The organism is Streptomyces sp. MAR4 CNX-425 (assembly GCF_048656465.1).
Taxonomy (GTDB): Bacteria; Actinomycetota; Actinomycetes; order Streptomycetales; family Streptomycetaceae; genus Streptomyces.
The window spans coordinates 97,653-124,255 of sequence record NZ_JBMDLF010000012.1 but is presented as its reverse complement, the minus strand read 5'-3'; the positions used below and the strand labels follow the sequence as shown (position 1 = coordinate 124,255).

At 75.3% G+C, this 26,603-nt stretch carries 22 protein-coding genes and 1 pseudogene; 4 read left to right on the top strand and 19 right to left on the bottom strand.

The window, feature by feature from the left end:
• Positions 1 to 132 precede the first annotated feature (132 nt).
• The 14 genes from ACHZ99_RS28555 to pyrR all read right to left on the bottom strand — a co-directional run bounded on the left by ACHZ99_RS28555 (position 133) and on the right by pyrR (position 16,939).
• Positions 133 to 2,256: a primosomal protein N' gene (locus ACHZ99_RS28555; RefSeq protein ID WP_420307666.1), complete on the bottom strand. Its 2,124-nt coding sequence runs from the start codon at positions 2,254 to 2,256 to the stop codon at positions 133 to 135.
• A 141-nt stretch (positions 2,257 to 2,397) separates the two neighbouring features.
• A complete protein-coding gene (gene metK, locus ACHZ99_RS28550) occupies positions 2,398 to 3,609 on the bottom strand; it encodes a methionine adenosyltransferase (protein ID WP_420307665.1) in 1,212 nt (403 codons plus the stop codon).
• 219 nt (positions 3,610 to 3,828) lie between these two features.
• Positions 3,829 to 5,052 (bottom strand): bifunctional phosphopantothenoylcysteine decarboxylase/phosphopantothenate--cysteine ligase CoaBC, encoded by a 1,224-nt coding sequence (coaBC, locus tag ACHZ99_RS28545; RefSeq protein ID WP_420307664.1) that lies wholly within the window; start codon positions 5,050 to 5,052, stop codon positions 3,829 to 3,831.
• A 90-nt stretch (positions 5,053 to 5,142) separates the two neighbouring features.
• Positions 5,143 to 5,415 (bottom strand): DNA-directed RNA polymerase subunit omega, encoded by a 273-nt coding sequence (gene rpoZ / locus ACHZ99_RS28540; RefSeq protein ID WP_018836705.1) that lies wholly within the window; start codon positions 5,413 to 5,415, stop codon positions 5,143 to 5,145.
• Positions 5,416 to 5,446: 31 nt separating this feature from the next.
• Positions 5,447 to 6,040, bottom strand: a complete 594-nt coding sequence (gene gmk / locus ACHZ99_RS28535; protein ID WP_420307663.1) for a guanylate kinase — start codon at positions 6,038 to 6,040, stop codon at positions 5,447 to 5,449.
• Positions 6,041 to 6,078: 38 nt separating this feature from the next.
• Complete coding sequence (locus ACHZ99_RS28530) at positions 6,079 to 6,402, bottom strand: integration host factor (RefSeq protein ID WP_018836707.1); 324 nt, start codon at positions 6,400 to 6,402, stop codon at positions 6,079 to 6,081.
• Positions 6,403 to 6,609: 207 nt separating this feature from the next.
• The gene (gene pyrF / locus ACHZ99_RS28525; RefSeq protein ID WP_420307662.1) at positions 6,610 to 7,479 is read right to left on the bottom strand and encodes an orotidine-5'-phosphate decarboxylase; all 870 of its coding nucleotides are present in this window, start codon (positions 7,477 to 7,479) and stop codon (positions 6,610 to 6,612) included.
• Positions 7,476 to 8,636, bottom strand: a complete 1,161-nt coding sequence (locus tag ACHZ99_RS28520) for a quinone-dependent dihydroorotate dehydrogenase (RefSeq protein ID WP_420307661.1) — start codon at positions 8,634 to 8,636, stop codon at positions 7,476 to 7,478. The genes pyrF and ACHZ99_RS28520 overlap by 4 nt, the downstream gene beginning before the upstream one ends.
• A 107-nt stretch (positions 8,637 to 8,743) precedes the next feature.
• Complete coding sequence (gene carB / locus ACHZ99_RS28515; RefSeq protein ID WP_420307660.1) at positions 8,744 to 12,064, bottom strand: carbamoyl-phosphate synthase large subunit; 3,321 nt, start codon at positions 12,062 to 12,064, stop codon at positions 8,744 to 8,746.
• Positions 12,057 to 13,229: a glutamine-hydrolyzing carbamoyl-phosphate synthase small subunit gene (gene carA / locus ACHZ99_RS28510; protein WP_420307659.1), complete on the bottom strand. Its 1,173-nt coding sequence runs from the start codon at positions 13,227 to 13,229 to the stop codon at positions 12,057 to 12,059. Before carA ends, carB begins: the two co-directional genes overlap by 8 nt.
• A gap of 169 nt (positions 13,230 to 13,398) precedes the next feature.
• A complete protein-coding gene (locus ACHZ99_RS28505) occupies positions 13,399 to 13,992 on the bottom strand; it encodes a hypothetical protein (RefSeq protein ID WP_420307658.1) in 594 nt (197 codons plus the stop codon).
• Positions 13,989 to 15,284, bottom strand: coding sequence for a dihydroorotase (locus ACHZ99_RS28500; protein WP_420307657.1), 1,296 nt, complete (start codon positions 15,282 to 15,284; stop codon positions 13,989 to 13,991). The genes ACHZ99_RS28505 and ACHZ99_RS28500 overlap by 4 nt, the downstream gene beginning before the upstream one ends.
• Positions 15,281 to 16,276 carry an aspartate carbamoyltransferase catalytic subunit gene (locus ACHZ99_RS28495; RefSeq protein WP_420307656.1) on the bottom strand — a complete coding sequence of 332 codons (996 nt, stop codon included), beginning with the start codon at positions 16,274 to 16,276 and terminating at the stop codon, positions 15,281 to 15,283. Before ACHZ99_RS28495 ends, ACHZ99_RS28500 begins: the two co-directional genes overlap by 4 nt.
• Positions 16,277 to 16,369: 93 nt before the next feature.
• Entirely contained in the window at positions 16,370 to 16,939 is a 570-nt protein-coding gene (gene pyrR / locus ACHZ99_RS28490; protein ID WP_420307655.1) for a bifunctional pyr operon transcriptional regulator/uracil phosphoribosyltransferase PyrR, read from the bottom strand.
• A gap of 227 nt (positions 16,940 to 17,166) precedes the next feature.
• Between pyrR and ACHZ99_RS28485 the strand changes: the two genes are divergently transcribed.
• On the top strand, positions 17,167 to 17,670 hold the full coding sequence (locus tag ACHZ99_RS28485) for a transcriptional regulator (protein WP_018836716.1): 504 nt from the start codon (positions 17,167 to 17,169) through the stop codon (positions 17,668 to 17,670).
• A gap of 403 nt (positions 17,671 to 18,073) precedes the next feature.
• Here the strand turns inward: ACHZ99_RS28485 and nusB are convergent.
• From nusB to ACHZ99_RS28460, 5 genes and pseudogenes are all read right to left on the bottom strand, one after another.
• Positions 18,074 to 18,508, bottom strand: a pseudogene (gene nusB, locus ACHZ99_RS28480) (transcription antitermination factor NusB); the annotation flags it as partial.
• A 1-nt stretch (position 18,509) separates the two neighbouring features.
• On the bottom strand, positions 18,510 to 19,076 hold the full coding sequence (gene efp, locus ACHZ99_RS28475) for an elongation factor P (RefSeq protein ID WP_420307654.1): 567 nt from the start codon (positions 19,074 to 19,076) through the stop codon (positions 18,510 to 18,512).
• 66 nt (positions 19,077 to 19,142) lie between these two features.
• Positions 19,143 to 20,249 (bottom strand): M24 family metallopeptidase, encoded by a 1,107-nt coding sequence (locus ACHZ99_RS28470; protein WP_420307653.1) that lies wholly within the window; start codon positions 20,247 to 20,249, stop codon positions 19,143 to 19,145.
• A gap of 90 nt (positions 20,250 to 20,339) precedes the next feature.
• A complete protein-coding gene (locus tag ACHZ99_RS28465) occupies positions 20,340 to 21,074 on the bottom strand; it encodes an AAA family ATPase (protein ID WP_420307652.1) in 735 nt (244 codons plus the stop codon).
• Between the two features lie 143 nt (positions 21,075 to 21,217).
• The gene (locus tag ACHZ99_RS28460; RefSeq protein ID WP_420307651.1) at positions 21,218 to 21,430 is read right to left on the bottom strand and encodes a hypothetical protein; all 213 of its coding nucleotides are present in this window, start codon (positions 21,428 to 21,430) and stop codon (positions 21,218 to 21,220) included.
• Between the two features lie 183 nt (positions 21,431 to 21,613).
• On the opposite strand from ACHZ99_RS28460, the gene ACHZ99_RS28455 reads away from it, so the two are divergent.
• Genes ACHZ99_RS28455 through ACHZ99_RS28445 form a run of 3 tightly spaced genes read left to right on the top strand, consistent with a single transcriptional unit; the run spans position 21,614 to position 26,561 of the window.
• Positions 21,614 to 24,181, top strand: a complete 2,568-nt coding sequence (locus ACHZ99_RS28455; protein WP_420307650.1) for a protein kinase domain-containing protein — start codon at positions 21,614 to 21,616, stop codon at positions 24,179 to 24,181.
• Positions 24,178 to 25,011 carry a serine/threonine-protein kinase gene (locus ACHZ99_RS28450; RefSeq protein WP_420307649.1) on the top strand — a complete coding sequence of 278 codons (834 nt, stop codon included), beginning with the start codon at positions 24,178 to 24,180 and terminating at the stop codon, positions 25,009 to 25,011. Before ACHZ99_RS28455 ends, ACHZ99_RS28450 begins: the two co-directional genes overlap by 4 nt.
• The gene (locus tag ACHZ99_RS28445) at positions 24,933 to 26,561 is read left to right on the top strand and encodes a PQQ-binding-like beta-propeller repeat protein (RefSeq protein ID WP_420307648.1); all 1,629 of its coding nucleotides are present in this window, start codon (positions 24,933 to 24,935) and stop codon (positions 26,559 to 26,561) included. The genes ACHZ99_RS28450 and ACHZ99_RS28445 overlap by 79 nt, the downstream gene beginning before the upstream one ends.
• Positions 26,562 to 26,603 lie beyond the last annotated feature (42 nt).

Sequence of the window (26,603 nt, the reverse complement as noted above, 5' to 3'; positions counted from 1 at the left end):
CTTGTTCTTGCAGTCGAACGGACTGTATGGCCGCCCGGAAGGGGTGTCAATGGCATGCACGCGCCCAGCCAAGAGCTCCGGTACCGGCACCCGCACCGCCGCCCCGGCTCGGGGCCCGGCGTGGAGGGCGGCTCAGCCGATGTCCGGCGGGTCGATGCGGACCCGCAGCGGCGGGCCCGTACGGCGGGCCATCCGGGCCGCCTGCGCCGCCTTCAGGGCCGCCGCGAGCGCCGACCCGTGCCCCGGCGGTACGCGCAGCAGCACCCGCTCCCAGGAGCCCCCGGGCGCCGCCGCGCCCCGCGGGCCCGCCGCCGGGTCCGGCGCGGGCACCGGGCCCAGCACCTCCGTCGACGGCGGCAGCTCGGCGGCGCCCACGAACGGCGTCACCGCCTCCGGCGGGCCCCAGACCGCCGCCATCCGGGAGACCGGCGGGAAGCCCAGCTCCGCGCGCTCCCCCAGCTCCGTGCCGGCGAAGCCGGCCGGGTCCCAGCGCACCAGGGCCTGCACCGGCCGCTGCGCCGGGTCGGCGACGACCGCCGCGACCCCGCCGTCCGCGGCGCCGCGGACCAGCGCGGCGGCGGTCAGCCAGCGCCGCAGCGCCTCCTCCCCGGCGCGCAGGTCCGGCCGGTTCAGCAGTGCCCAGCCGTCGAGCAGCAGCGCCGCGGCGTACCCCCCCTCCGCGACGGGCTCGGCGCCCGGCGTGCTGACCACCAGCGCCGGGGCGTCCGGCACCCGCGCCAGCACATGGTCCCGGCCGGACGTGCGCACCGGCACCGACGGGAACGCCCGGCCCAGCTCCTCCGCCGTCCGCCGGGCCCCGACGACCTGCGCGCGCAGCCGGGTGCCGCCGCACTCGGGGCACCGCCAGGCGTCCTCCCGCGCCGCGCACCAGCCGCACTCCAGCGCCGCCCCGCGCCCCTCGCCCACCAGCGGCCCGGCGCAGCGCGCGCAGCGCGCCGGCGCGCGGCAGCGGGCGCAGGCCAGCCGGGGCGCGTACCCCCGGCGGGGCACCTGCACCAGCACCGGGCCCGCGCGCAGCCCCTCCCGCGCCACCTGCCACGCGAGCGTGGGCAGCCGGGCGGCGCGGGCCGCCGCGTCGCGCGCCTGCTCGCTGTCGCCGACGGTACGGACCAGGGGGGCGGCGGCCCGTACCGTCTCCCGCGGGGCGGCGACGGCCTGGGCCCAGCCGCTCTCGACGTAGCGGGCGGCCTCGACGCTGCGGGCGTGGCCGCCGACGAGGAGCGCCGTGTGCTCCCGGGCGGCACGCAGGGCCAGGACCTCGCGGGCGTGCGGCTGCGGGGCGCGGTCGTCGGCGTGGCCGCTGTCGGCGTCGTCCCAGATCGCGGCGAGCCCCAGGTTCCGTACGGGGGCGAAGGCGGCGGCCCGGGTGCCGACGACGCCGCGGACGGCGCCGCGGCTGACGGCGAGCCAGCGGCGGTAGCGGGCCTCGGGCCCGGCGTCGGCGGTGAGCAGCACGTGCCGGCCGCGGCCGACGAGGGCGGTCAGCGCCTCGTCGACGCGGGCGGCGGCGCGGCCGTCGGGCAGCACGGCGAGCGCGCCGCGGCCGGAGGCGAGGGCCGCGGCCAGCGCGCGGGCCAGCTCGTCGGGCCAGCCGGGGCCGGGCAGCGCCGTCCACACCGCCCGCGGGCCGCCGCCGTCGGCCAGCGCGGCGAGCAGCCCGGGCCCGTTCCCGTAGCGCGCCCAGCCGCCGGGCTCCGGCGCGGGGGGCGGCGGGAGCGGGTCGGGCGAGGGCTTCTTCTCGGCACGGGCCATGCGCGGCGGCAGGGCGAGCTGGACGACGTCGGCGAGCGCGCCGGCGTACCGGTCGGCGACGGCCTGGCACAGGCCCAGGAGCTGCGCCCCGAGGACCGGCTCCGGGGAGAGGACCTGGGCGATCGGCGCGAGGGTGCCGGGGAAGTCGCTGCCGGCGCGGCGCTCGACGACGTACCCGTTGATCAGCCCGCCGCCCTCGCGCCGCCCCTCCCGCTCGCCGGCGCCGAAGCGGACGCGCACCCGCACGCCGGGGCGCGCCTCGGCGTCCATGGCGGCGGGCACGGCGTAGTCGAAGAGGCGGTCGAGGTGGAGCAGGCCCTTGTCGACGAGGACGCGCGCGACGGGCAGCTCCTCGGCCAGCGGGGCGCCGCGCCAGGTGCGCGGGCGGGCGCGCGGGCCCCTGGCCCGGCGCACGGTCTCCCGGATGAGGGCGAGCTGCTCCGCCCCCTCGGGCTCCGCCTCCCGGGCGTCGTCGCTGGTCACCTCTCCGTCCTACCAGACGGCGGGGACATCCCGCCCGGACGGCCTCCGGCCCCGGCCTGGGGCCGGGGCCGGGGGGCTGTCCTGCGGATCATCGCCCTGCGACGCGCGGCAGGGCCACCGCGGCGGGCGCGGGAAGCGCGCTCAGCTGCCGGCGGCCTTGCGCAGCGCGTCGACGCGGTCGGTGCGCTCCCAGGTGAAGTCGTCCAGCGGGCGGCCGAAGTGGCCGTACGCGGCGGTCTGGGAGTAGATCGGGCGCAGCAGGTCCAGATCGCGGATGAGCGCCGCGGGGCGGAGGTCGAAGGTCTCCGAGATGGCGGTCTCGATCTTCTCGACGTCGACGGTGGCGGTGCCGAAGGTCTCGACGAAGAGACCGACCGGCTCGGCCTTGCCGATCGCGTACGCCACCTGCACCTCGCAGCGGGTGGCGAGGCCGGCGGCCACGACGTTCTTGGCGACCCAGCGCATCGCGTACGCGGCGGAGCGGTCGACCTTGGAGGGGTCCTTGCCGGAGAAGGCGCCGCCGCCGTGCCGGGCCATGCCGCCGTAGGTGTCGATGATGATCTTCCGCCCGGTGAGCCCGGCGTCGCCCATGGGGCCGCCGATCTCGAACCGGCCGGTGGGGTTGACCAGCAGCCGGTAGCCCTCGGTGTCCAGCTTGATGCCGTCGTCGAGGAGGGCCTTCAGCTCCGGCTCGACGACGAACTCGCGGATGTCGGGCGTGAGCAGCGAGTCGAGGTCGATGTCGGAGGCGTGCTGCGAGGAGACGACGACGGTGTCCAGCCGGACCGCCTTGTCGCCGTTGTACTCGATGGTGACCTGCGTCTTGCCGTCGGGGCGCAGGTAGGGGATGGTCCCGTTCTTGCGGACCTCGCTGAGCCGGGCGGACAGCCGGTGCGCCAGGTGGATGGGCAGCGGCATCAGCTCGGGGGTCTCGTCGCACGCGTAGCCGAACATCAGGCCCTGGTCGCCGGCGCCCTGGAGGTCGAGGTCGTCGCCGCCGGAGCCCTCGACGCGGCTCTCGTACGCCGTGTCGACGCCCTGGGCGATGTCCGGCGACTGGGCGCCGATGGAGACGGAGACGCCGCAGGAGGCGCCGTCGAAGCCCTTCTTCGACGAGTCGTAGCCGATCTCCAGGATCTTGTTGCGCACGAGGGTCGCGATGTCCGCGTAGGCGGTGGTGGTCACCTCGCCGGCCACGTGCACCTGGCCGGTGGTGATCAGTGTCTCGACGGCGACCCGGGAGTGCGGGTCCTCGGTGAGCAGGGCGTCGAGGACGGCATCGCTGATCTGGTCAGCGATCTTGTCTGGGTGACCCTCGGTGACGGATTCCGAGGTGAAAAGACGGCGGGACACATCGCTCCCCACGGTTGCAGCGGCTGCTGGCTGATCTGGGCGGACCCGCGTCCCGGTGCTCCCGGGACGGGCCCGCGGGCTATTTTATCCGGCAGCAGCGCCTGCGGGACAACCCGTCTCGGTCCGTGGATGCCCGTTGACCTGGGGAACCGCACGAAAACCCGGCCGAATTCCATCGCAAAGCAGCAAGAAACTGTCCGGAGTGTCGCCGGGGATCACTCAGTCGAGGGATTCCGCTACGAGATCCCACACCACGTCGGCCAGCGCCTCCTTCGGCCCGTACGGCACGGCCACCTCCCGCCCGCCGGCGGTGAGCACCACCGCCTCGTTGCCGTCCGAGCCGAACGCCTTGGCCTCCCCCACCTCGTTGACGACGAGCAGGTCGCAGCCCTTGCGGGCGAGCTTGGCGCGGCCGTTGGCGAGGACGTCGTCGGTCTCGGCGGCGAAGCCGACGACGACCTGCCCGGGGCGCGGCCGGTCGGCGGAGATCCCGGCGAGGATGTCGGGGTTCCGGGTGAGGGCGATCGGTTCCGGATCGTGGCCGTCCCGCTTCTTGATCTTGCCGGTGGCGTACGTCACCGGCCGGAAGTCGGCGACGGCGGCGGCCATGACGACGGCGTCGGCGTCGGCCGCGGCCTTCACCACGGCGTCCCGCAGCTCCACGGTGGTGCCGACGCGGACGACGTCCACGCCCGCGGGGTCGGGCAGCGCGGTGTTCGCGGCGAGCAGGGTGACCCGGGCGCCGCGGGCGGCGGCGGTACGGGCCAGGGCGTAGCCCTGCCGGCCGGAGGAGCGGTTGCCCAGGAAGCGCACCGGGTCGAGCGGCTCGCGGGTGCCGCCGGCGCTGACGACGACGTGCCGGCCGGCGAGGTCGGGGCCGAGGCCGCCGGCGCCGCGGGCGAGGGCGCGGCGGCAGACCTCGAAGATCTCCGCCGGCTCCGGCAGCCGGCCCTTGCCGGTGTCGGTGCCGGTGAGCCGGCCGACGGCGGGCTCGATGACGACGGCGCCGCGGGCCCGCAGCGTGGCGACGTTCGCCTGCGTGGCGGGGTGCTCCCACATCTCGGTGTGCATGGCCGGCGCGAAGACGACCGGGCAGGAGGCGGTGAGCAGGGTGTTCGTCAGCAGGTCGTCGGCGAGGCCGTGGGCGGCCTTCGCGAGCAGGTCGGCGGTGGCGGGGGCGACGACCACCAGGTCGGCCCGGCGGCCGATCCGCACGTGCGGGACCTCCTGCACGTCCGCCCAGGTCTCGGTGGCGGCGGGGCGGCCGGAGAGCGCCGCCCAGGTGGCCTCGCCGACGAAGTGCAGCGCGGCGGCGGTGGGCACGGCCCGTACCGCGTGGCCGGACTCGGTGAACAGCCGCAGCAGCTCGCACGCCTTGTACGCCGCGATGCCGCCGCTGACGCCGAGCACGACCTCGGCCGGTGCCGTCGCGTCCTCCACCATGTCCCGCTCCCCACCGCTCGTCTTGCGCTTCCCCCCCATGACACACCACGGGCCCGGCAGCCGCGCTGCCGGGCCCGGTGGGAGAGGAGATTACTGCGCGGGGCCCTCGGTGGCCTCGGAGGTCAGCAGACCCGCGTTGATCTCGCGGAGCGCGATCGACAGCGGCTTCTCGTGCACATGCGTGTCCACCAGCGGGCCGACGTACTCCAGCAGGCCCTCGCCCAGCTGCGAGTAGTACGCGTTGATCTGCCGCGCGCGCTTTGCCGCGTAGATCACGAGGCTGTACTTGGAGTCGGTCGCCTCCAGCAGCTCGTCGATCGGCGGGTTGATGATGCCCTCGGGCGCGGTGATGGGAGAGGACAACCTATCCAGCCTTCCAGTGAAACTTCACGAATCAAACCTGCATCAAGGCTAGCAGCTCGGCGGAGACGTCCTCGACCGAGGTGTTGACCAGGGTCGCGTCGAACTCCTCCTCGGCCGCCAGCTCCGTACGCGCCGCCGCCAGCCGGCGCTCGATGACCTCCGGCGGCTCCGTGCCGCGCCCGGTCAGCCGGCGGACCAGCTCGTCCCAGCCGGGCGGGGCGAGGAAGACCAGCAGCGCCTCCGGCATGCTCTCCCGGACGAGCCGCGCCCCCTGGAGGTCGATCTCCAGCAGCACGGGCTCGCCGGCGTCGAGCCGCTCCAGCACGGGCCCGCGCAGGGTGCCGTACCGGTTGCCGGCGAACTCGGCCCACTCCAGCAGCTCGCCGTTGGCGACGAGCTTGTCGAACTCGTCGTCGCTGACGAAGAAGTACTGGACGCCGTGCTGCTCGCCGGGGCGCGGCCTCCGGGTCGTCGCGGACACCGAGAGCCACACCTCGGGATGGACCTTGCGCAGATGCGCGACGACCGTGCTCTTGCCGACCCCGGAGGGGCCGGAGAGCACGGTCAGCCGCGGACGATCTGCCGGCGGGACGGGGGCCGCCCCCCGGGAGACAGCTGTACTCATGCAGCGATTATCCCGGTTTCCGGGAGTGCCGCAGAACGTCAGGAACCGGTGCTGCCGAACTCACGCTCCAGCGACGCGATCTGGTTGGAGCCCAGACCGCGCACCCGACGGCTCTCGGAGATGCCGAGGCGCTCCATGATCTGCTTGGCGCGCACCTTGCCCACGCCGGGCATGGACTCAAGCAGGGCGGAGACCTTCATCTTGCCGATGACGTCGTTCTCCTGGCCCTGCTTGATGACGTCGTGCAGGGAAGCGCCGGAGTGCTTCAGCCGATTCTTGACCTCGGCGCGCTCCCGGCGAGCCGCTGCGGCCTTCTCGAGCGCGGCTGCGCGCTGTTCAGGGGTAAGGGGCGGAAGAGCCACGCCTACGTCACCTCGGATGTCGAACTAATCGGATATGGAACGGTGTGGAACCTAGTGGCCCCGCACCTGCGGAGCAACGAGCAACGCGCTGGTGCCCGCGCTCTGATGACGGAGACTAGCGGCCGAGAACGCGCCAGTCAGCGAGAACAGATGAAAAGTCCTGGTCAGACTCAAGTTCCGCGGCAAGTTCTGGGTATATCACCCGGTTTATGAGGATACGTTTCGTACGTCATCGGCCAGCTGTTCGGCCGCCGCCCGCAGCCTCGCGATATCCGGTCCGTGCGCCAGCACCGAGCGGCTTGCGCTGGGCAGCACGTGGGGCAGCGCGGGGCCGAAGACCCGCGGGAGGTCGGCGGGCGCGGCGCCCTGGGCGCCGATGCCGGGGGCGAGCAGGGGCCCGTTCACGGCCAGCTCCGCGCCCGCCTCGGCGAGGGTGGCGCCGACGACGGCGCCGACGGAGCCCAGGGGCGCGGCGCCGCGGTTCTCGGCGGCGATGTGGTCCAGGACGGTCTGCGCGACGGTACGCGCGCCGTGCGCGCCGTCCGTCCCGCGTACGGCGGCGCGCTGCACCTCGGCGCCCTCCGGGTTGGAGGTGAGGGTGACGACGAACACGCCGGCGCCGGCGGTGTGGGCGGCGTCCAGCGCCGGGCGCAGGGACTCGAAGCCGAGGTAGGGCGTGACGGTCAGCGCGTCGGAGCGCAGCGGGGCGTCCTTGTCGAGGTACGCGGCGGCGTAGCCGGCCATCGTCGAGCCGATGTCGCCGCGCTTGGCGTCCATCAGCACCAGCGCCCCGGCGGCCCGCGCCACCGTGACCGCCTTCTCCAGGACCGCGACGCCGCGGGAGCCGAAGCGCTCGAAGAACGCGGACTGCGGCTTGAGCACGGCGACCCGGTCGGCCAGCGCCTCGACGGCGGTCATGGTGAACCGCTCCAGGCCCGCCGGGTCGTCCGGCAGCCCCCAGCGGGCCAGCAGCGCGGCGTGCGGGTCGATGCCGACGCACAGCGGGCCGCGGTCGTCCATCGCGCGGCGCAGCCGGCGGCCGAAGGGCTCGGGGGGTTCCGGGGGCAGGGTGCTCATGGGGCCGCCTTCCTGGCGTCGGCGCCGACGGCGTCGGCGAGGGTGGCGTACGGGGAGGCGGCCAGCAGCTCCGCGAGGCCGCGGTGGATCCGGCGGGGCCACAGCGGGCCGTCGTAGACGAAGCCGCTGTAGCCCTGGACGAGGGTGGCGCCGGCGAGGACGCGCTCCCAGGCGTGCTCGGCGGTCTCGATGCCGCCGGCGCCGACCAGCACGACGCCGTTGTCGCCGGGCGCCCCCACGCGCGCGTAGAGGCGCCGCAGCACGTCGAGGGAGCGGCCGCGCAGCGGCGCCCCGGACAGCCCGCCGGGGCCGATGGACGCGACGCGGGCGGCGGCGGTGGCCAGGCCGTCGCGGGCGACGGTGGTGTTGGTGGCGATGATGCCGTCGAGGCCGAGGTCCAGGGCCAGGTCGGCGACCGCGTCGACGTCCTCGTCGGCGAGGTCGGGGGCGATCTTGACCAGCAGCGGTACGCGCGCGGGCGCGCCCGGCCGGGCGGCGTCGCCCGCGACGCTGTCGGCGGCGGCGCGCACCGCTTCGAGCAGGGGGCGCAGCCGGCCGACGGCCTGGAGGTCGCGGAGCCCGGGGGTGTTGGGCGAGGAGACGTTGACGACGAGGTAGTCGGCGTGGCCGGCGAGCCGCTCGGTGGCGGTGACGTAGTCCCGGATCTCACCCGATTCGGGGACGTCCTTGTTCTTGCCGATGTTGACGCCGACGACGGCGTTCGGCCGGTACGGGGTCCGCCTACCGTACCGGCGGCGGGCGAGCCGGGCGCCGACGGCGGCGGAGCCGTCGTTGTTGAAGCCCATCCGGTTGACCAGCGCCCGGTCCGGGATCAGCCGGAACAACCGGGTCGGCTCGTTGCCGGCCTGGGGGCGGGCGGTGACGGTGCCGACCTCGACGAAGTCGAAGCCGAGCATCGTCAGCCCGTCGACGCCGACCGCGTTCTTGTCGAAGCCGGCGGCGAGCCCGAAGGGGCCGGGGAAGTCGATGCCGAGCGCGCGGACGCGCAGCTCGGGGTGGCGGGGCGCGGCGGTCAGGCGCACCGCGCTGCGCACGCCGGGCGCGGCGGCGGCGCCGCGGATGGCCGCGAACGCCAGGCCGTGGGCCCGTTCGGGGTCCATCCGGGCGAAGACGCTGTGGAAGAGGAAGGGGTACATGGGGGCCTTCGGCTGCTTCGGGGGCCCGTCCCCGCCGGCGGCTCGGTCGCCGGCCGGCGGGGGCGCGGGCTGCGGGTGGACGCGGGGTCGGGTGATCGGGGCCGCCGCTATCGGGCGCGGGCCGCCGTGAGGTGCTCGGCGTGCTCCTGCAGCGAGCGCACCCCCACCTCGCCGCGGCTCAGCGCCTCGATGCCCTGGACGGCGGCGGCCAGCGCCTGCACCGTCGTCAGGCACGGCACCCCGCGGGCGACGGCCGCGGTGCGGATGTCGTAGCCGTCGAGCCGGCCGCCCGTGCCGTACGGGGTGTTGACGATGAGGTCGACCCCGCCGTCGTGGATCAGCTGCACGATGGTCCGCTCGCCGTTCGGCCCCGGGCCCTCCGACTGCTTGCGCACGACGGTGGCGGCGATGCCGTTGCGCCGGAGCACCTCGGCGGTGCCGGAGGTGGCCAGCAGCTCGAAGCCGTGCTGGACCAGCTCGCGGGCCGGGAAGACCATCGAGCGCTTGTCGCGGTTGGCGACCGAGACGAACGCCCGCCCGCGGGTGGGCAGGGCGCCGTACGCGGCGGCCTGCGACTTGGCGTACGCCGTGCCGAAGACGGCGTCGATGCCCATGACCTCGCCGGTGGAGCGCATCTCCGGGCCGAGCACGGTGTCGACGCCGCGGCCGCGGATGTCGCGGAAGCGCGTCCACGGCAGCACGGCCTCCTTCACCGAGATCGGCGCGTCCAGCGGCAGCGTGCCGCCGTCGCCGGCGGCCGGCAGCATGCCCTCGGCGCGCAGCTCGGCGACGGTGGCGCCGAGCGAGATGCGGGCGGCGGCCTTGGCCAGCGGCACGGCGGTGGCCTTGGAGGTGAACGGGACGGTGCGGGAGGCGCGCGGGTTGGCCTCCAGCACGTAGAGGATGTCCCCGGCCAGCGCGAACTGGATGTTGATCAGCCCGCGTACGCCCACGCCGCGGGCGATGGCCTCGGTGGAGGCGCGCAGCCGCTTGACGTCGTGCCCGCCGAGGGTGATGGGGGGCAGCGCGCACGCGGAGTCGCCGGAGTGGATGCCGGCCTCCTCGATGTGCTCCATGACGCCGCCGAGGTACAGCTCACGGCCGTCGTAGAGCGCGTCGACGTCGATCTCGATGGTGTCGTCGAGGAACCGGTCGACGAGCACGGGGTGTTCGGAGATGAGGCCGGCGTGCCGCTCCAGGTACGCGGCCAGCGACGGCTCGTCGTAGACGATCTCCATGCCGCGCCCGCCGAGGACGTACGACGGGCGCACCATCACCGGGTAGCCGATGCCGGCGGCGATCCGCTTGGCCTCGGCGAAGGAGAACGCGGTCCCGTACTTCGGCGCCGGCAGCCCCGCCTCGGCGAGCACGCGGCCGAACGCGCCGCGGTCCTCGGCGGCGTGGATCGCCTCCGGCGGCGTGCCGACGATGGGCACGCCGTTGTCCTTGAGCGCCTGCGCGAGGCCCAGCGGGGTCTGCCCGCCGAGCTGGACGAGGACGCCGGCGACCGGGCCCGCCTGGGTCTCGGCGTGCACGACCTCCAGCACGTCCTCCAGCGTCAGCGGCTCGAAGTACAGCCGGTCGGAGGTGTCGTAGTCGGTGGAGACGGTCTCCGGGTTGCAGTTGACCATCACGGTCTCGTAGCCGGCCGCGCCGAGGGCGAAGGAGGCGTGGACGCAGGAGTAGTCGAACTCGATGCCCTGGCCGATGCGGTTGGGTCCGGAGCCGAGGATGATCACGGCGGGCCGCTCGCGCGGGGTGACCTCGGTCTCCTCGTCGTACGAGGAGTAGAGGTACGGGGTACGGGCCGCGAACTCGGCGGCGCAGGTGTCGACCGTCTTGTACACCGGGCGTACGCCCAGCGCGTGCCGCACCTCGCGCACCACGTCCTCGCGCAGCCCGCGCACGCCGGCGATCTGGGCGTCGGAGAAGCCGTGCCGCTTGGCGTACGCCAGGAGCCCGGGGTCGAGGTGGTCCGCGGCGGCCAGCTCGTCGGCGATCTCCTTGATGAAGAAGAGCTGGTCGACGAACCAGGGGTCGATCCGCGTCGCCTCGTGCACCTCCTCCGGCGTGGCCCCGGCCCGGACGGCCGCCATCACCGTGTTCAGCCGGCCGTCGGTGGGCACGGCCGCCGCCGCCAGCAGCGCGGCCTTCTCGTCCGGGCCCGGCGGCGGGCCGGCGAAGTCGAAGGGCGCGCCCTTCTTCTCGACCGAGCGCAGCGCCTTGTTCAGGGCCTCGGTGAAGTTGCGGCCGATGGCCATGGCCTCGCCCACGGACTTCATGGTGGTGGTGAGCGTCGCGTCGGCGGCCGGGAACTTCTCGAAGGCGAACCGGGGCACCTTGACCACCACGTAGTCGAGCGTGGGCTCGAAGGACGCGGGGGTCTCACGGGTGATGTCGTTGGGGATCTCGTCCAGGGTGTAGCCCACGGCGAGCTTCGCGGCGATCTTGGCGATCGGGAAGCCGGTGGCCTTGGAGGCGAGCGCGGAGGAGCGGGAGACGCGCGGGTTCATCTCGATGACGACGACCCGGCCGTCGGCCGGGTCGACGGCGAACTGGATGTTGCAGCCGCCGGTGTCGACGCCGACCTCGCGGATGACGGCGATGCCGATGTCGCGCAGGATCTGGTACTCACGGTCGGTGAGCGTCATGGCCGGGGCGACGGTCACGGAGTCGCCCGTGTGCACGCCCATGGGGTCGAGGTTCTCGATGGAGCAGACGACCACGACGTTGTCGTGCTTGTCGCGCATCAGCTCCAGCTCGTACTCCTTCCACCCGAGGATCGACTCCTCCAGCAGCACCTCGCTGGTCGGTGAGAGCGCGAGCCCCTGGCCGGCGATGCGGCGCAGCTCCTCCTCGTCGTGCGCGAAGCCGGAGCCGGCGCCGCCCATGGTGAAGGAAGGGCGGACGACCACGGGGTAGCCGCCGAGGCCGTCGACGCCCGCCAGCACCTCGGTCATGGAGTGGCAGATCACCGAGCGGGCGGACTCGCCGTGGCCGGTCTTGCGGCGCACCTCCGCGACGACGTCCTTGAACTGGTCGCGGTCCTCGCCCTTCTGGATGGCCTCGACGTTGGCGCCGATCAGCTCCACGCCGTACTTCTCCAGCACCCCCGCGTCGTGCAGCGAGACCGCGGTGTTGAGGGCGGTCTGGCCGCCGAGGGTGGGCAGCAGGGCGTCGGGGCGCTCGCGCGCGATGATCTTCTCGACGAACTCGGGGGTGATCGGCTCGACGTACGTGGCGTCGGCGATCTCCGGGTCGGTCATGATCGTCGCCGGGTTGGAGTTGACGAGGACGACGCGCAGGCCCTCGTCCTTGAGCACGCGGCACGCCTGGGTGCCGGAGTAGTCGAACTCGGCGGCCTGGCCGATGACGATCGGGCCCGAGCCGATGACCAGGACGGACCGGATATCGGTGCGCTTAGGCACGCTGGGCTCCCTGTGCTGTCTGTGCGTTCCGTGCGGCGGCGTGATCCGCCATCAGCTCGACAAAGCGGTCGAAGAGGTACGCCGCGTCGTGCGGCCCGGCGGCCGCCTCCGGGTGGTACTGGACGGAGAACGCCGGCCGGTCCAGCAGCCGGATGCCCTCGACGACCCGGTCGTTGAGGCACACGTGGCTGACCTCGGCGCGCCCGTACGGGGTGTCGGCGACGGCGTCGAGGGGCGCGTCGACGGCGAAGCCGTGGTTGTGCGCGGTGACCTCGACACGGCCGGTGGTGCGGTCCTGGACGGGCTGGTTGATGCCGCGGTGGCCGTACTTCAGCTTGTACGTGCCGAAGCCGAGGGCGCGGCCGAGGAGCTGGTTGCCGAAGCAGATGCCGAACAGCGGCGTGCCGCGCTCCAGCACCGCGCGGACCACGGTGAGGTCCGCGGCGGCCGGGTCGCCGGGGCCGTTGGAGAGGAACACGCCGTCGGGCCGGACGGCGTACACCTCCTCGGCCGTGGCGGTGGCCGGCAGCACGTGCACCTCGACGCCGCGCTCGGCCAGGCGCCGCGGCGTCATGCCCTTGATGCCGAGGTCGAGGGCGGCGACGGTGAAGCGCTTCGCGCCGGCCGCGGGGACGACGTACGGCTCGTCGGTGGCGACCTCGGGGGCGAGGTCGGCGCCGGTCATCTGCTCCTGCGCCCGCACCCGGGCGAGCATCCGGTCCGGGTCGGCGACCCGGTCGCCGGAGAAGATGCCGACGCGCATGGCGCCGCGCTCGCGCAGGTGGCGGGTGAGCGCGCGGGTGTCGACGCCGGAGATGCCGACGACGCCCTGGCGGCGCAGCTCGTCGTCGAGGGAGCGGGTGGCGCGCCAGTTGGAGGGGAGGCGGGCGGGGTCGCGGACGACGTAGCCGGAGACCCAGATGCGGGCGGACTCGGCGTCCTCGTCGTTGACGCCGGTGTTGCCGACGTGCGGGGCGGTCATGACGACGACCTGGCGGTGGTATGAGGGGTCGGTGAGGGTCTCCTGGTAGCCGGTCATGCCGGTGGAGAACACGGCTTCGCCGAAGGTCTCCCCCGTCGCGCCGTAGGCGCGGCCGCGGAAGCTGCGGCCGTCCTCAAGGACGAGTACGGCGGAGGGCGGGTGAATCTTCGGATATCGCGTCATGGAGCTGCCTCCCGGCTGCTAGCTTCGTCCTTGGCCGCCGGGCTGGCGGTTGCGGCCTGTGGAGCTGGTGTAAGACCTCGGCTTGGGTTCGTCCCGGGGGCTGCCGGCCGAGAAGCAGGAAGGGTCTCCGGGCGACTGGGGGCGCTCCGCCCCTGCGGTGGAGTGGAGGTCAACGTGGGCCTTCCGTGGTCTTCGGCAACGGCTCACTCGTGGGCACGGCGCCCTGGATGAGCCGCTCCAGAGCGGCCACCCAGGCGCCGTGCTCAACGGCCCTGTCCGAGCGGAACCCGGAGTCGTACTCCGCGCCGCCGTGCTCCCAGGTGACCACCAGCAGGCCGCCCTCGGTGAGGACCTTGCCGGCGATGGCCTTGTCGAGCCGGGCGCCGCGCAGCCGCGCGGCGGGGACGAAGAAGTCCGTGGCCCCGGGGCGTACGACCGCGAGGCCCCCTTCGGTGAGGGTCAGCTCGACGCGGCTGCGTACGCCCAGGCCGTGAGCGACGATGCGGTCGAGCCACTGCCCGGCGGCGGTGGTGCCGTGGTAGCGGCCGGTGAGCACGAGGCGCTCCGGGCCGGTCTCCTCGGGGATCGGGGGCAGGTCCGGGATGCCGGACTGGAGCTGGCCGCGCCACTTCCAGCCCTCGCGCATCAGCCAGTAGACCAGGGCGATGAACAGGAGCAGGCCGACGATCCAGCCGATGCGGGCCGCCCAGTCGGTCACGGGCTGCGACTGCCGCTCGTCGGCGAGCAAGGTGGCGAACGTCACGCCGGCTCACCCCCGGCGAGGGTGGCCCGGCCGCGCAGGAACGTGTGCGTGACCCGGCCCGGCAGCTCGCGGCCGGCGTAGGGGGTGTTGCGGCTGCGGGAGACGAAGTGCTGCGGGTCCACCCGGCCACGGTATGCCGGGTCGAGCAGGGTGAGGTTGGCGGGCTCGCCGGGGGCGATGGGCCGGCCGTGGCCTTCGAGGCGGCCGATGGCGGCCGGGCGGCGGGACATCCGGTCGGCGACGCCGGGCCAGTCCAGCAGGCCGGTGTCGACCATCGTCTGCTGGACGACGGACAGCGCCGTCTCCAGGCCGACCATGCCCATGGCGGCGGCGGCCCACTCGCAGTCCTTGTCCTCCTGCGGGTGCGGGGCGTGGTCGGTGGCGACGCAGTCGATGGTGCCGTCGGCCAGCGCCTCGCGCAGCGCGCGCACGTCGGTCTCGGTGCGCAGCGGCGGGTTGACCTTGTAGACGGGGTCGTAGGAGCGGACCAGCTCGTCGGTGAGGAGGAGGTGGTGCGGGGTGACCTCGGCGGTGACGCGCCAGCCCTTGGACTTCGCCCAGCGCACGATCTCCACCGAGCCGGCGGTGGACAGGTGGCAGATGTGCACCCGGGAGTCGACGTGCGCGGCGAGCAGCACGTCCCGGGCGATGACCGACTCCTCGGCGGCCGCGGGCCAGCCGCCGAGACCCAGCTCGGCGGAGACGACGCCCTCGTTCATCTGGGCGCCCTCGGTCAGCCGCGGCTCCTGGGCGTGCTGCGCGACGACGCCGTCGAACGCCTTCACGTACTCCAGCGCCCGGCGCATGATCACGGCGTCGTCGACGCACTTGCCGTCGTCGGAGAAGACCACGACGCCGGCCGCCGACTCGTGCATGGCGCCCAGCTCGGCGAGCTGCTTGCCGCCCAGCCCCACGGTGACGGCGCCGACGGGCTGCACGTCGCAGTAGCCGGACTCGCGGCCGAGCCGCCAGACCTGCTCGACCACGCCGGCGGTGTCGGCGACGGGGAAGGTGTTGGCCATCGCGTGCACGGCGGTGAAGCCGCCGCGGGCGGCGGCGCGGGTGCCGGTCAGGACGGTCTCGGAGTCCTCGCGGCCGGGCTCGCGCAGGTGGGTGTGCAGGTCGACCAGGCCGGGCAGCAGCACGTGCCCGGCGGCCTCGACGACCTCGGCGCCGTCGGCCGGCAGCGCCGCGCCGGGCTCGCCGACCGCGGCGATCGTCTCACCGTCGACCAGGACGTCCCGCGCCTCGCCGCCGAGGACCTGCGCGCCGCGGATCAGGGTCTTGCTCATCGGTCGGTCTCCTCGGTGCGTGCGGTGGTCGGGGCGGGGGCGGCCGGTGCGTCGCCCGGGGCGGCGCCGCCGAGCAGCAGGTAGAGCACGGCCATGCGGATGGAGACGCCGTTGGCGACCTGCTCGACCGCGGTGCAGCGGGGCGAGTCGGCGACCTCGGCGGTGATCTCCATGCCGCGGTTCATCGGGCCCGGGTGCATGACGAGGGCGTGCTCGGGCATGCGCGCCATCCGGTCGCCGTCGAGGCCGTAGCGGCGGGCGTACTCGCGCTCGGTGGGGAAGAACGCGGCGTTCATCCGCTCCCGCTGCACCCGCAGCATCATCACGGCGTCGGACTTCGGCAGCACGGCGTCCAGGTCGTACGAGACCTCGCACGGCCAGGTCCCGACGCCGACCGGCACCAGCGTGGGCGGCGCGACGAGGGTGACCTGGGCGCCGAGGGTGTGCAGCAGGAGCACGTTCGAGCGGGCGACGCGGCTGTGCAGGATGTCGCCGACGACCGTGACCCGGCGGCCGTCGAGGCCGCCGCCGGTGCCGGGGGCGAGGTGGCGGCGCATGGTGAAGGCGTCGAGGAGCGCCTGGGTGGGGTGCTCGTGGGTGCCGTCGCCGGCGTTGACGACGGAGCCGTTGATCCAGCCGGAGGTGGCCAGCCGGGCCGGCGCGCCGGAGTCGTGGTGGCGGATGACGACGGCGTCCGCGCCCATCGCCTCCAGGGTCAGGGCGGTGTCCTTCAGCGACTCGCCCTTGGAGACGGACGAGCCCTTGGCGGAGAAGTTGATCACGTCGGCCGAGAGCCGCTTGGCGGCGGCCTCGAAGGAGATGCGGGTGCGGGTGGAGTCCTCGTAGAAGAGGTTGACCACCGTGCGGCCGCGCAGGGTGGGCAGCTTCTTGATGGGCCGGTCCGCGATCCGGGCCAGCTCCTCGGCGGTGTCGAGGATCAGCACGGCGTCGTCGCGGGACAGGTCGGCGGCCGAGATGAGATGGCGCTTCACTGGGTGCTCCGGGGTGTCGGGTGTGCGGCGGGTCGCGCGCCGCGGGCCACGGGGGCGTACTCCCCCCACGGCCGGCGGGGCGGGGCGGGCGCCCTACTTGGAGCCGAGCAGCACGGCGTCGCGGCCGTCCTGTTCGGTGAGCTGGACGCGGACCGTCTCCCGCAGCGACGTCGGGAGGTTCTTGCCGACGTAGTCGGCGCGGATGGGCAGCTCGCGGTGGCCGCGGTCGACGAGGACGGCGAGCTGCACGGCGCGGGGTCTGCCGATGTCGTTCAGCGCGTCGAGCGCGGCGCGGATGGTGCGGCCGGAGAAGAGCACGTCGTCCACGAGCACCACCAGCCGGCCGTCGATCCCCTCCGCGGGGATGTCCGTGCGGGCGAGCGCGCGGGGCGGGCCCATGCGCAGGTCGTCGCGGTACATGGTGATGTCGAGCGAGCCGACGCCCGACTGGCCGAACTTGCTGCCGGTGATCTCTTCGAGCTTCGCGGCGAGCCGGTGGCCGAGCCACACGCCGCGGGTCGGGATGCCCAGGAGCACCACGTCGTGCGCGCCTTTGGTGCGCTCCACGATCTCGTGGGCGATGCGGGTCAGCACCCGCTGGATGTCCGGTGCCTCCAGGACGGGGCGCGCCGGGTCGGGGCCGCCGGTGCCATGCGTGTCCATACGGAAAGGACCCCCTTCCCCGCCTCACGGGACGGGCGTTAAAGGACGTCAGGTCCCCTCCACCGTAGCAGCGGGGCCGGACACCGCCGCCGCCGGGCTCCCGCCGGACCGCTGCCGCGCGCGTACCACCCTCATGGGTGGCGCCCGGATGAATCTTCCGCTTGACGAAGCCAAGTTACGCTGCGTAACCTCACAGTGAGTTACCAGACTGTCGTCCGGGGAGCCATATGTCCAGCGAATACGCCAAACAGCTCGGGGCCAAGCTCCGGGGCATCCGTACCCAGCAGGGCCTCTCACTGCACGGCGTGGAGGAGAAGTCCCAGGGGCGCTGGAAGGCCGTCGTCGTCGGGTCGTACGAGCGCGGGGACCGTGCGGTCACCGTGCAGCGCCTGGCGGAGCTGGCGGACTTCTACGGGGTGCCGGTGCAGGAGCTTCTCCCGGGTTCGGCGCCCGGCGGGGCCGCGGAGCCGCCGCCGAAGCTCGTGCTGGACCTGGAGCGCCTGGCCCAGATCCCCGCCGAGAAGGCGGGCCCGCTCCAGCGCTACGCGGCGACGATCCAGAGCCAGCGCGGGGACTACAACGGGAAGGTCCTCTCGATTCGCCAGGACGACCTGCGCACGCTCGCGGTGATCTACGACCAGTCGCCCTCGGTGCTGACCGAGCAGCTGATCGGCTGGGGCGTCCTGGACGCCGACGCCCGCCGCGCGGTCGTGGTCCACGAGGACGCCTGACGGCCGCCCGGCAGCAGAAACGTACCGCCGTCGGCGGGCCGGACCCGGATGGGTCCGGCCCGCCGACGGCGGCGTGCGTTCGAGGCGCGCGGGCGCGGCGGCCAGGCGGCTCCGCCGGGACCCGGCGCCGGACGGATTCCGGGGCTCCGCCCCGGACCCCGAGGACCGGCGCGTCCCCGGACCGGCGCCGGAGCTAGCCGGCCTCCGGCCGCGGGGTGCCGTCCGGCGCGTCCTCCGCCGCGGCGGCGCCCGGTGCCCGCGTCGCCGCCCGGGCGGCGGGGCCCCCGGCCTCCGCCGTGGCCGGGCCGTCGCCCCGCGGGGCGCTCCCGGCCCCGTCCGGGACGTCGTCGCCTTCCGGATCCGCGCCGGCCTCCGGAACGGCCTCGGCCGCCTCCCCGCCGTCCTCGGCGGTGGTGCGGCGCAGGCGCGGCTTCAGCTCCTGGAGCCGGCCCAGCAGGCCGTTGACGAAGCCGGGCGAGTCGTCCGTGGAGAACTCCTTCGTCAGCTGCACCGCCTCGTCGATCGCGACGGCGTCCGGCGTCTCGTCCTCCCAGATCAGCTCGTACGCGCCGAGCCGAAGGACGCTGCGGTCGACGACCGGCATCCGGTCGAGGGTCCAGCCGACCGCGTACGCGCCGAGGAGCTCGTCGATGCGGGCGGCGTGTGCCGCGTAGCCCTCGACCAGCCGCCGGGTGAAGTCGCCGACCGGCGGCTGCCGCGGGTCGGTCCGGCCCAGCCGGATCCAGTCCTCCAGCACCTCCCCGGCGGGAGCCCCGCGCTGGTCGGACTCGAAGATGATCTGGAACGCGCGCTTGCGCGCCGTGTTCCGTGCGGCCACGTCAGCCGCTCACGCGGCCGAGGTACTCGCCGGAGCGGGTGTCGACCTTGATCTTCTCGCCGGTGGAGATGAACAGCGGAACCTGGATGGAGTAGCCGGTCTCCAGCTCGGCCGGCTTGGTGCCGCCGGTGGAGCGGTCGCCCTGCACGCCCGGGTCGGTCTGCGCGATCGTCAGCTCGACGGCCGCGGGCAGCTCGACGTACAGCGGCGTGCCCTCGTGCAGCGCGACGGTCGTGTCGAAGCCCTCCAGCAGGTAGTTGGCGGTGTCGCCGACCGTCTTGGGGTCGACGTGCAGCTGGTCGTACGTCTCCATGTCCATGAAGACGAAGTACTCGCCGTCCTTGTACGAGAACTGCATGTCCCTGCGGTCGACGGTGGCCGTCTCGACCTTCACACCGGCGTTGAACGTCTTGTCGACGGTCTTGCCGGAGAGCACGTTCTTCAGCTTCGTACGGACGAATGCGGGACCCTTGCCGGGCTTCACGTGCTGGAACTCGACGACGGACCAGAGCTGGTCGCCGTCGAGCTTGAGCACCAGGCCGTTCTTCAGGTCGTTCGTGGTGGCCACGTCGTGAAATCTCCTGGACTGCGTGGACGACGGAGGAGGCCCGGTACTCCCGCGACCCGGCCGGGGTCAGAGGGCGAGCAGTTCCTTCGTCGTGATGGTGAGTAGCTCGGGACCGCCGTCCGCCGGCGAGCGGACGACGAGCGTGTCGTCGATCCGGACCCCGCCCCGGCCGGGGAGATGGACTCCCGGCTCGACGGTGACCGGCACACGAGCGTCCAGTTTACCCATCGACGTCGGGGCCAGCCGCGGGTCCTCGTGGATTTCCAGTCCCACACCGTGGCCGGTGAACGGCCCGGCCCCCTCGCCGTGGCCGGCGGCGGCGAGCACCTGCCGCGCCGCCCGGTCCACCTCGCGGTACTCCGCGCCCGGCGTCAGCGCCTCCCGGCCGGCCCGCTGCGCGGCGAAGACCAGGTCGTACAGCTCGATCTGCCAGTCGTCGGGGGCGGTGCCGACGACGAAGGTGCGGCCGATCTCGCAGCGGTAGCCGCGGTAGCGGGCGCCCAGGCAGACGCTGAGGAAGTCGCCCTCCTCCACCCGCCGGTCGGTGGGTACGTGCCCGGCGCGGCCGGCGTGCGGGCCGGTGCCGACGGCGGTGGGGAACGCCGGGCCCTCGGCGCCGTGGTCGACGAGCCGCCGCTCCAGCTCCAGCGCCAGGTGGCGTTCGGTCCGGCCGACGAGGATGGACTCCAGCAGTTCGCCGAGCGCCTGGTCGCCGATCTCGGCGGCGACGCGCAGGCAGGCGATCTCCTCGTCGTCCTTGACGAGCCGCTGCTGCTCCACCGCGCGGGCCAGGTCGGTCAGCGCGAGCCGGGGCGCGACGGAGGCCAGCGCGCGGTGTCTGGCCACGGTCAGGTGGTGCTCCTCGACGGCCAGCGCGGTGGCGCCGCCGGCGGCGGCCAGCCCGGTGGCGGCCACCGCGGCGTCGCCGTCGGGGGCGCCGAGGGCGTGGACGCGCAGGTCGTCGGGCTGCGGCGCGCCGGCCGGGTCCTGCGCGGGGTCGCCGGGGCGGACGAGCAGGTCCTCGCCGGTGCCGAGCAGCAGGACGGATCCCGGCGGGGCGCAGCCGGCGAGGTAGCTGATGTTCGCCGGCCGGGAGACCAGCACGGCGTCGCTGCCGGCCGCCTCGCAGTGGGAGCGCAGCCGGGTACGGCGGGCAGCGTGCACCTCGGGCATGATCCGAGCCTAGGGGGGTCCGGCGGCCGGGGCCGCGCAGGCGCGTCCGTACGGGCGGCGGGCCCGGCCGGGCCCGCCCGGGGGCGGCGGCTACCAGGCCGGGGGGCTCGCCAGGCTGCGCCCGACGACCTCGTCGAGCATGCGGACGGTGGCGGGCACGTCGTGGCGGGAGTTGTCGATGATGGGCAGCCCCGAGCCGTACCAGCCGGCCATCCGGCCGTGGATGCGGGCGACTTCCTCGTCGGCCAGCCGCCGGTTGCCGGTGCGCGCGGCGTTGCGGGCGAGGACGGACTCCAGCCCGGGCAGCAGCACCACGGGCAGCAGCCCGGGGCCGACGTGCCGCTTCCAGCCGCCGAGGCCGACCACGGGGCGGTCGGGGAAGACGGCGTCGTCGAGGATGCAGGAGATGCCGTTGGCCAGGAAGTTGCGGGCGGCGAAGCCGCAGGTGCGGCGGGCCAGCCGGTACTGCGCCTCGGAGTGGTCCGTCCAGCCGGCCTGCGGGTCGGCGAACCCGGCCCGCACCCACTCGCGTACGTCGTCGAGGCTGATGTGCGCGGTCGGCACCCGGCGGGTGTCCGCCCAGTGCCGGGCCACCGTGGTCTTGCCGGCCCCGGCCGGGCCGATGAGCAGCACCGCCACCGTCGGTGGCGGTGCGCCGTGCGGCATGGGCGCGGGCGGCGGGCTGGGCAGCGTGACCGGGCCGCCGACCGGGAGCTTGATGTGGCCGGTCGTCTCCACCGCGTCGTGCGGCCCGGCCGCCGGCGGCGGGCCGCCCGGCCCCGGTCTGCCCTGGGGCGGCTGCGGAACCCCCACTGCGTGCTGCATGCCGTGCACCCTCGCTCTTCACCCGTTGCGTACCGACACCCCGGCTGGTCACGGCCGTACGGCGGTACGGGGCCCGTAGCCCCGCACGGTACCGGTACGACCCACCGTGGTGGGAACGATCCTGCCAGGAGCCTCGCGGGGACCTAGTCCCAGGTGTGCCCTCCCCCCAGCAGAAGGGTGTGCTCCAGCACGTCCTCCATCGGATCGTCGATCTGCCCGGTGCGCAGGATCGCGAAACTCGATCCGAACGAGACGTCGCCGTCGTAGTGCTCGTCGGCGGCCGCCACCCCGCCCGTCAACCCCGCGCCGGCCGGCGCCGTGACCACCGCGACGGCCACCCGTGCCCAGATCCTCATCCGTGTTTCTCCTCGTCGTCGACGTTTCTGACGGGGACTCAGAGGTCCCTCCCTCTTATCCGCGGCGGACGCGGTGAGGTTACGGCTTCGCGACGAGGAGAAGATCCGGAACTCCGGCGGCGGTGCACGGCGTCTCTGTCGGGCGGGCGGCGGGAGTCCTTCAGACCGGCGAGGGAGCGGCGGATGGGTGCAGGGCGGGAGGCGGGCGGCGGGCCGCGGTTCGGTCCGTACCGCGCGGTCGGGCTGCTCGGGCGGGGCGCGATGGGGCAGGTGTTCCTCGCCCGCGACGGCACCGGCCGCCCCGCGGCCGTGAAGGTCGTGCACTCCTTCCTGGCCCGCGACCCCGAGTTCCGCGTCCGGTTCGCCCGCGAGGTGGCCGCGGCGGGGGCGGTGACGAGCCCCTGCACGGCGGCGCTGCTGGCCGCGGACCCGGACGCGGCGCGGCCGTGGCTGGCCTCCACGTACGTCGAGGGGCCGACGCTGGGCGCGCTGCTGCGGGCGCACGGGCCCCTGGGCGAGGAGCGGTCGCGGGCGCTGGCGGGGGCGCTGGCGACGGCGCTCGGCGCGATCCACGCGGCCGGGATCGTGCACCGGGACCTGAAGCCGGCGAACGTGATCGTGGGCGCCGGCGGTCCGTGCGTCATCGACTTCGGGGTGGCCCGCGCGACCGACGCCACCCGGCTGACCGGGACGGGCGTGCTGATGGGCACGGCCGGGTACGCGGCGCCGGAGCACCTCACCCGGGGGGTCTCGTCGCCGGCCGGCGACGTGTTCGCGCTGGGGGCGGTGCTGGCGACGGCGGCGACGGGGCGCCGCCCGTTCGGCGACGGTCCCGCGCACGCGGCGGCGTACCGGACGGTGCACGGGGAGCCGGATCTGGCCGGGGTGCCGGAGTCGCTGCGGGAGCTGGTGGCGGCCTGTCTGGCGAAGGACCCGGATCGGCGGCCGACGGTGGCGGCGGTCGCCGAGGCGGCGGGTTCCGCGGGGCCGGCGGGCGGGGTGTCGTGGGCGTTCGCGGCGGCGGTACGGAACCGGGAGGCCGCGGCCGTACGGGACCCGGAGGCGGACGGCGGCGCCGACGCGGCAGGGGGCCCGGGGGCCGACGCCGCGGGGCCCGGACCGGACGCCGCGCCCGCGGCCCACGGACCGGCCGCGGACGCGCCGTCCCCCGGACGCCACCGGGACGCCGCCCCGGCCGGCGCGCCCCTCGGCGTCTTCGGCCCCGCCCCGCCGCCGGTACCCGCCGGCCCGCCCCCGCCCGTCACCCCCGGCGCACCGCGGTACGGCCGCATCCGCCGCCGGGGCGCGGCCGCGGCCGCCGGCGTCGCGGTGCTCGCGGCCACGGCCGTCCTCGCCGCCACCCTGCTCGGCGGCGGCGGGGAGGACACCCCGGCCGCCGGCGGCGGCACGCCGCCCGGCGCCGACGGCCGCGGCCGGCCCGCGGCGTCCGGCTCCCCCGTCACCGACCCCGCCGAGCCGGGCGGCGACCGCGCCCTGCCCGAGCCGGCCGGAGTCGTCGAGGACGTCTCCATGGCGGCCGGCCCGTGGACCGTGGAGTGGGACAACCGCCCGCCGGAGCCGGGGGCCGGCGAGGACGTCAACGAGGTCCGGGACATGGGCCTCCTCGGCGGCTGGCTCACCGACGACGTCGTCGTCAGCGCCAACGAGCACGACGTACGCGGCTACGACCGTGCCGACGGGGACCTGGTGTGGACCGCGAAGCCGCCGGCCGAGGGGCTGGTGCCGTGCGCCATGTCGCGCACCGTGAGCGGCGGCCGGGGGGCCGTCGCGTACGGCACCACCGACCGGCCCGACAAGGGCTGCGACCACCTCGCCGTCCTCGACGTCGACGACGGCGGCATCGTCTGGCGCACCGGGCTGCGCCCGGAGAAGGGCGGCGACGAGTGGGTCCGCACGACGGTCGGCATCGTGGGCGACCGGGTCGTCGTCCGGTCGTACTCCGGGCTGGTCGGCTACGCCCTCGACGACGGCCGCGCGAGGTGGCTGCGCACCCCGGACGCGGACGGGTGCGCGCTGGGCGACGCCGCCGTGGGGCGGACGTCCGTCGCGATGGTCACCGTCTGCGGCGGGGACGCCGACCGGCGGCGCGCCGACCAGCCGAGCGCCGCCCGGTTGCGGGTCGCGCAGCTCAACGCGGACGACGGCACCGAACGCTGGTCCACGGAGCTGGGCGCGGGCATCACCGGGGGCAGCATCGAAACCGTCGAGCCCGTCGCCGTACGCACCTCCGCGGAGGGCTCCGACGACCTGCCGCTCCAGGTCTTCGGCCCGGACGGGACCGCGCACGAGCCGCTGGCCGGCAAGCAGCCGTTCGGCCACGTCTACACGAGCAACTTCGGCGACCTTCTCTCGCCCCAGGTCGTCGGCTGGCGGGACACCCTCGTCACCACGTACTCCGCCGGGCCGAAGGAGCACCCGGTCTTCGGCATCGCCGCCTACGACGCCCGCGCCGGCAAGTGGCGCTGGCACCGCCGGCTGCCCGGCGACGCCATCGGCGAGGTCTACGGCCTGGACGACGACGGCGTGCTCCTCGGCAGCTCGGAGAAGGTCTTCGGCGACATCCCGCTGCTGCGGCTCGCCCTGGCGGACGGGGACATCCGCACGGGCGGCACGCTTCCCCTGCTGATTCCCGGCGTCGACACGCTGCTGGCCCGAGAGGACACCTTGGTCATCTTCGACTCGCCGACTTCCACCGAGGGCATGGCGCTGCTGACCGCGCCGGACGCATGACCGCCCCGCCCGGGGCCGGGCCCGGGGCGGGCGGCCACGAGCCGGGCGGCCCGGAGCCGCACCCGCCGGAGCCCGGCGCCCGGGTCGGCCCGTACCGGCCGGTGCGGCTGCTCGGCGCGGGCGGCATGGGCGAGGTGCACCTCGCGCGCGGCGACGACGGCAGGCACGTGGCGCTGAAGCTGGTGCACGAGGAGCTGGCCGCCGACCCCGAGTTCCGGGCGCGCTTCCGTCAGGAGGTGGACGCCGCGCGCCGGGTGCTGAGCTTCTTCACCGTGCCGCTCGTCGCCGCCGGGCCCGACGACCCCGTGCCCTGGCTGGCCACGCAGTACGTCCCCGGCCCCTCGCTGGCGCACGCGGTGGCGGCGGACGGGCCGCTGCCGTCGCGCCGGCTGTGCTCGCTGGCCGCCGCGCTCGGCGAGGCGCTGGTCGTGGTGCACGGCGCGGGGATCGTGCACCGCGACCTCAAGCCGTCGAACGTCCTGCTCGCCGACGACGGGCCGCGGGTGATCGCCTTCGGGATCGCGCGCGCCGCCGACGCGACCGGCCTGACCGGCACGGGCATGGCCATCGGCACCCTCGGCTACGCCTCCCCGGAGCAGCTCGTCGGCGACGGCCCGGTGGGCCCGGCCGGCGACGTGTACTCCCTGGGCGCGGTGCTGCTGTACGCCGCGACCGGGCGGCCGCCGTACGGCGACGTGCCGGCGGCGACGCTGGCGTACTGGACGGTGCACGGCACGCCCGACCTCACGGGGTGCCGGCCGAGCTGCGGGACCTGGTGCGCCGCTGCCTGGCGCGCGAGCCCGCGGACCGGCCGACGCCGGCGCAGGTGATCGCGGCGGCGCGGGCGGCGGAGTCGCCGGAGCTCCAGCCCCGGCCGGAGCCGCCCGCGGCCGCCGGCGGCACCACCACGTCGTACCCGCTGCCGCCGCCCCACTCCCCCACGGCCGCCCCGGCGCGGCCGGCGCCGCGCCGCGGCCGGCTCCGCGGGCCGGCGGCCCGGCCCGTGGCCGCGGCCGCGACGGCGGCGGTGACGACGGCCGCGCTGCTGGCCGGCGCGTTCCTCTTCCTCCCGGACGACGACGGCGGCGGCCCGGCGGCGCGGCCGTCGGCCTCGCCCGGCGATCCCGGAAAGGGCGCCGACAAGACCGGGGACGGCGGCCGTACCGCGGCGCCCGAGCCGTCCGGCCCCGCCGCCGACACCGCCGCCGCGGTCACCGCCGCCGGCGACCGGGTCCGCGACTGGCGCGCCCCGGCCGAGGGCGGCGAGAACGAGACGGCGCTGGTCGGCGGGTGGCTCACCGGGCACACGGCCGCCCGCACCGACTCCCGCGGCACCGTCGGCATCGACCCCGCGGACGGCGGGCGGCTGTGGTCCGTACCGCCCCCGGAGGGCTCGTCGGTGGCGTGCGAGACGTCGCTCGGCCGCACCGCCACGTACGACGGGGTCGGCGCGGTCGTCTACGGCGACCGGGAGGACGACCGCGACGAGTGCGACACCGTGGGCGCGGTCGACACCGCCACCGGCCGGCTGCTGTGGCACGAGGAGATCGGCGGGTCCTCGACCCGCACCTGGACGGTCGGCATGTCCGGCGGGCGGCTCGTCGTCGCCGCCGAGAAGGGCATGGCCGGCCTCGACCCCCGCACCGGGGACGAACGCTGGCACCGTACCGACGGCATCGACGGCTGCTCCCTCACCGACGCGCTGACCGGCCCGCGCACGGTCGTGCTGATGGAGACGTGCGGGCGGGCCACCGACCCCAACACGGTCGTGGAGCTGGACTCGGCCACCGGCGAGGAGCGCTGGCGCTTCACCCTGCCGGACAACGCCACGCGCGCGCTGCCGCTGACCGCGGAGCCGGTGTCGGTCTCGCTCCGCCGGGGCGGCGACGGCAGCGAGGACGCGCTGCTGGTCTTCGACCGGACCGGCAAGCACCACCACGAGATCCCGCAGCGGTCCGCGGCCGGCGAGCTGAACCTCGACGCCGACGAGAACGCCGACATGCCGTGGATCGGCGCGCACGGCGACACCCTGGTCGTCGCCGCCTCGTCGTCGGGCCTGGCGTCGTCGAACCGGCTGACCGCGATCGACGCCGTCACCGGGAAGATCCGCTGGGACGAGGACGTGGCCCTGGGCACCCCGGTGATTCTGGCGGCGGACGGCGAGTCGGTGACGGTGCGCACCGAGTTCGGCTCCACGGACGAGGTGCACCTGGTGAGGTACGCGCTGGACGACGGGGACGTCCTCGCCGACGGCACGCTGCCGGCGCGGTTCGCGGAGCCCTCGGACCGCCGGGTGGTCGCGGCGGGCGACCTGGTGGTGTCGTTCTTCGGGCGGCTGCCGACCGGCGCGGAGGGCTACGCCGTCCCGGCGGACGGCTGACGGCGGGCGCGCCGACGGCCCGTACCGTACGGGCCGTCGCCG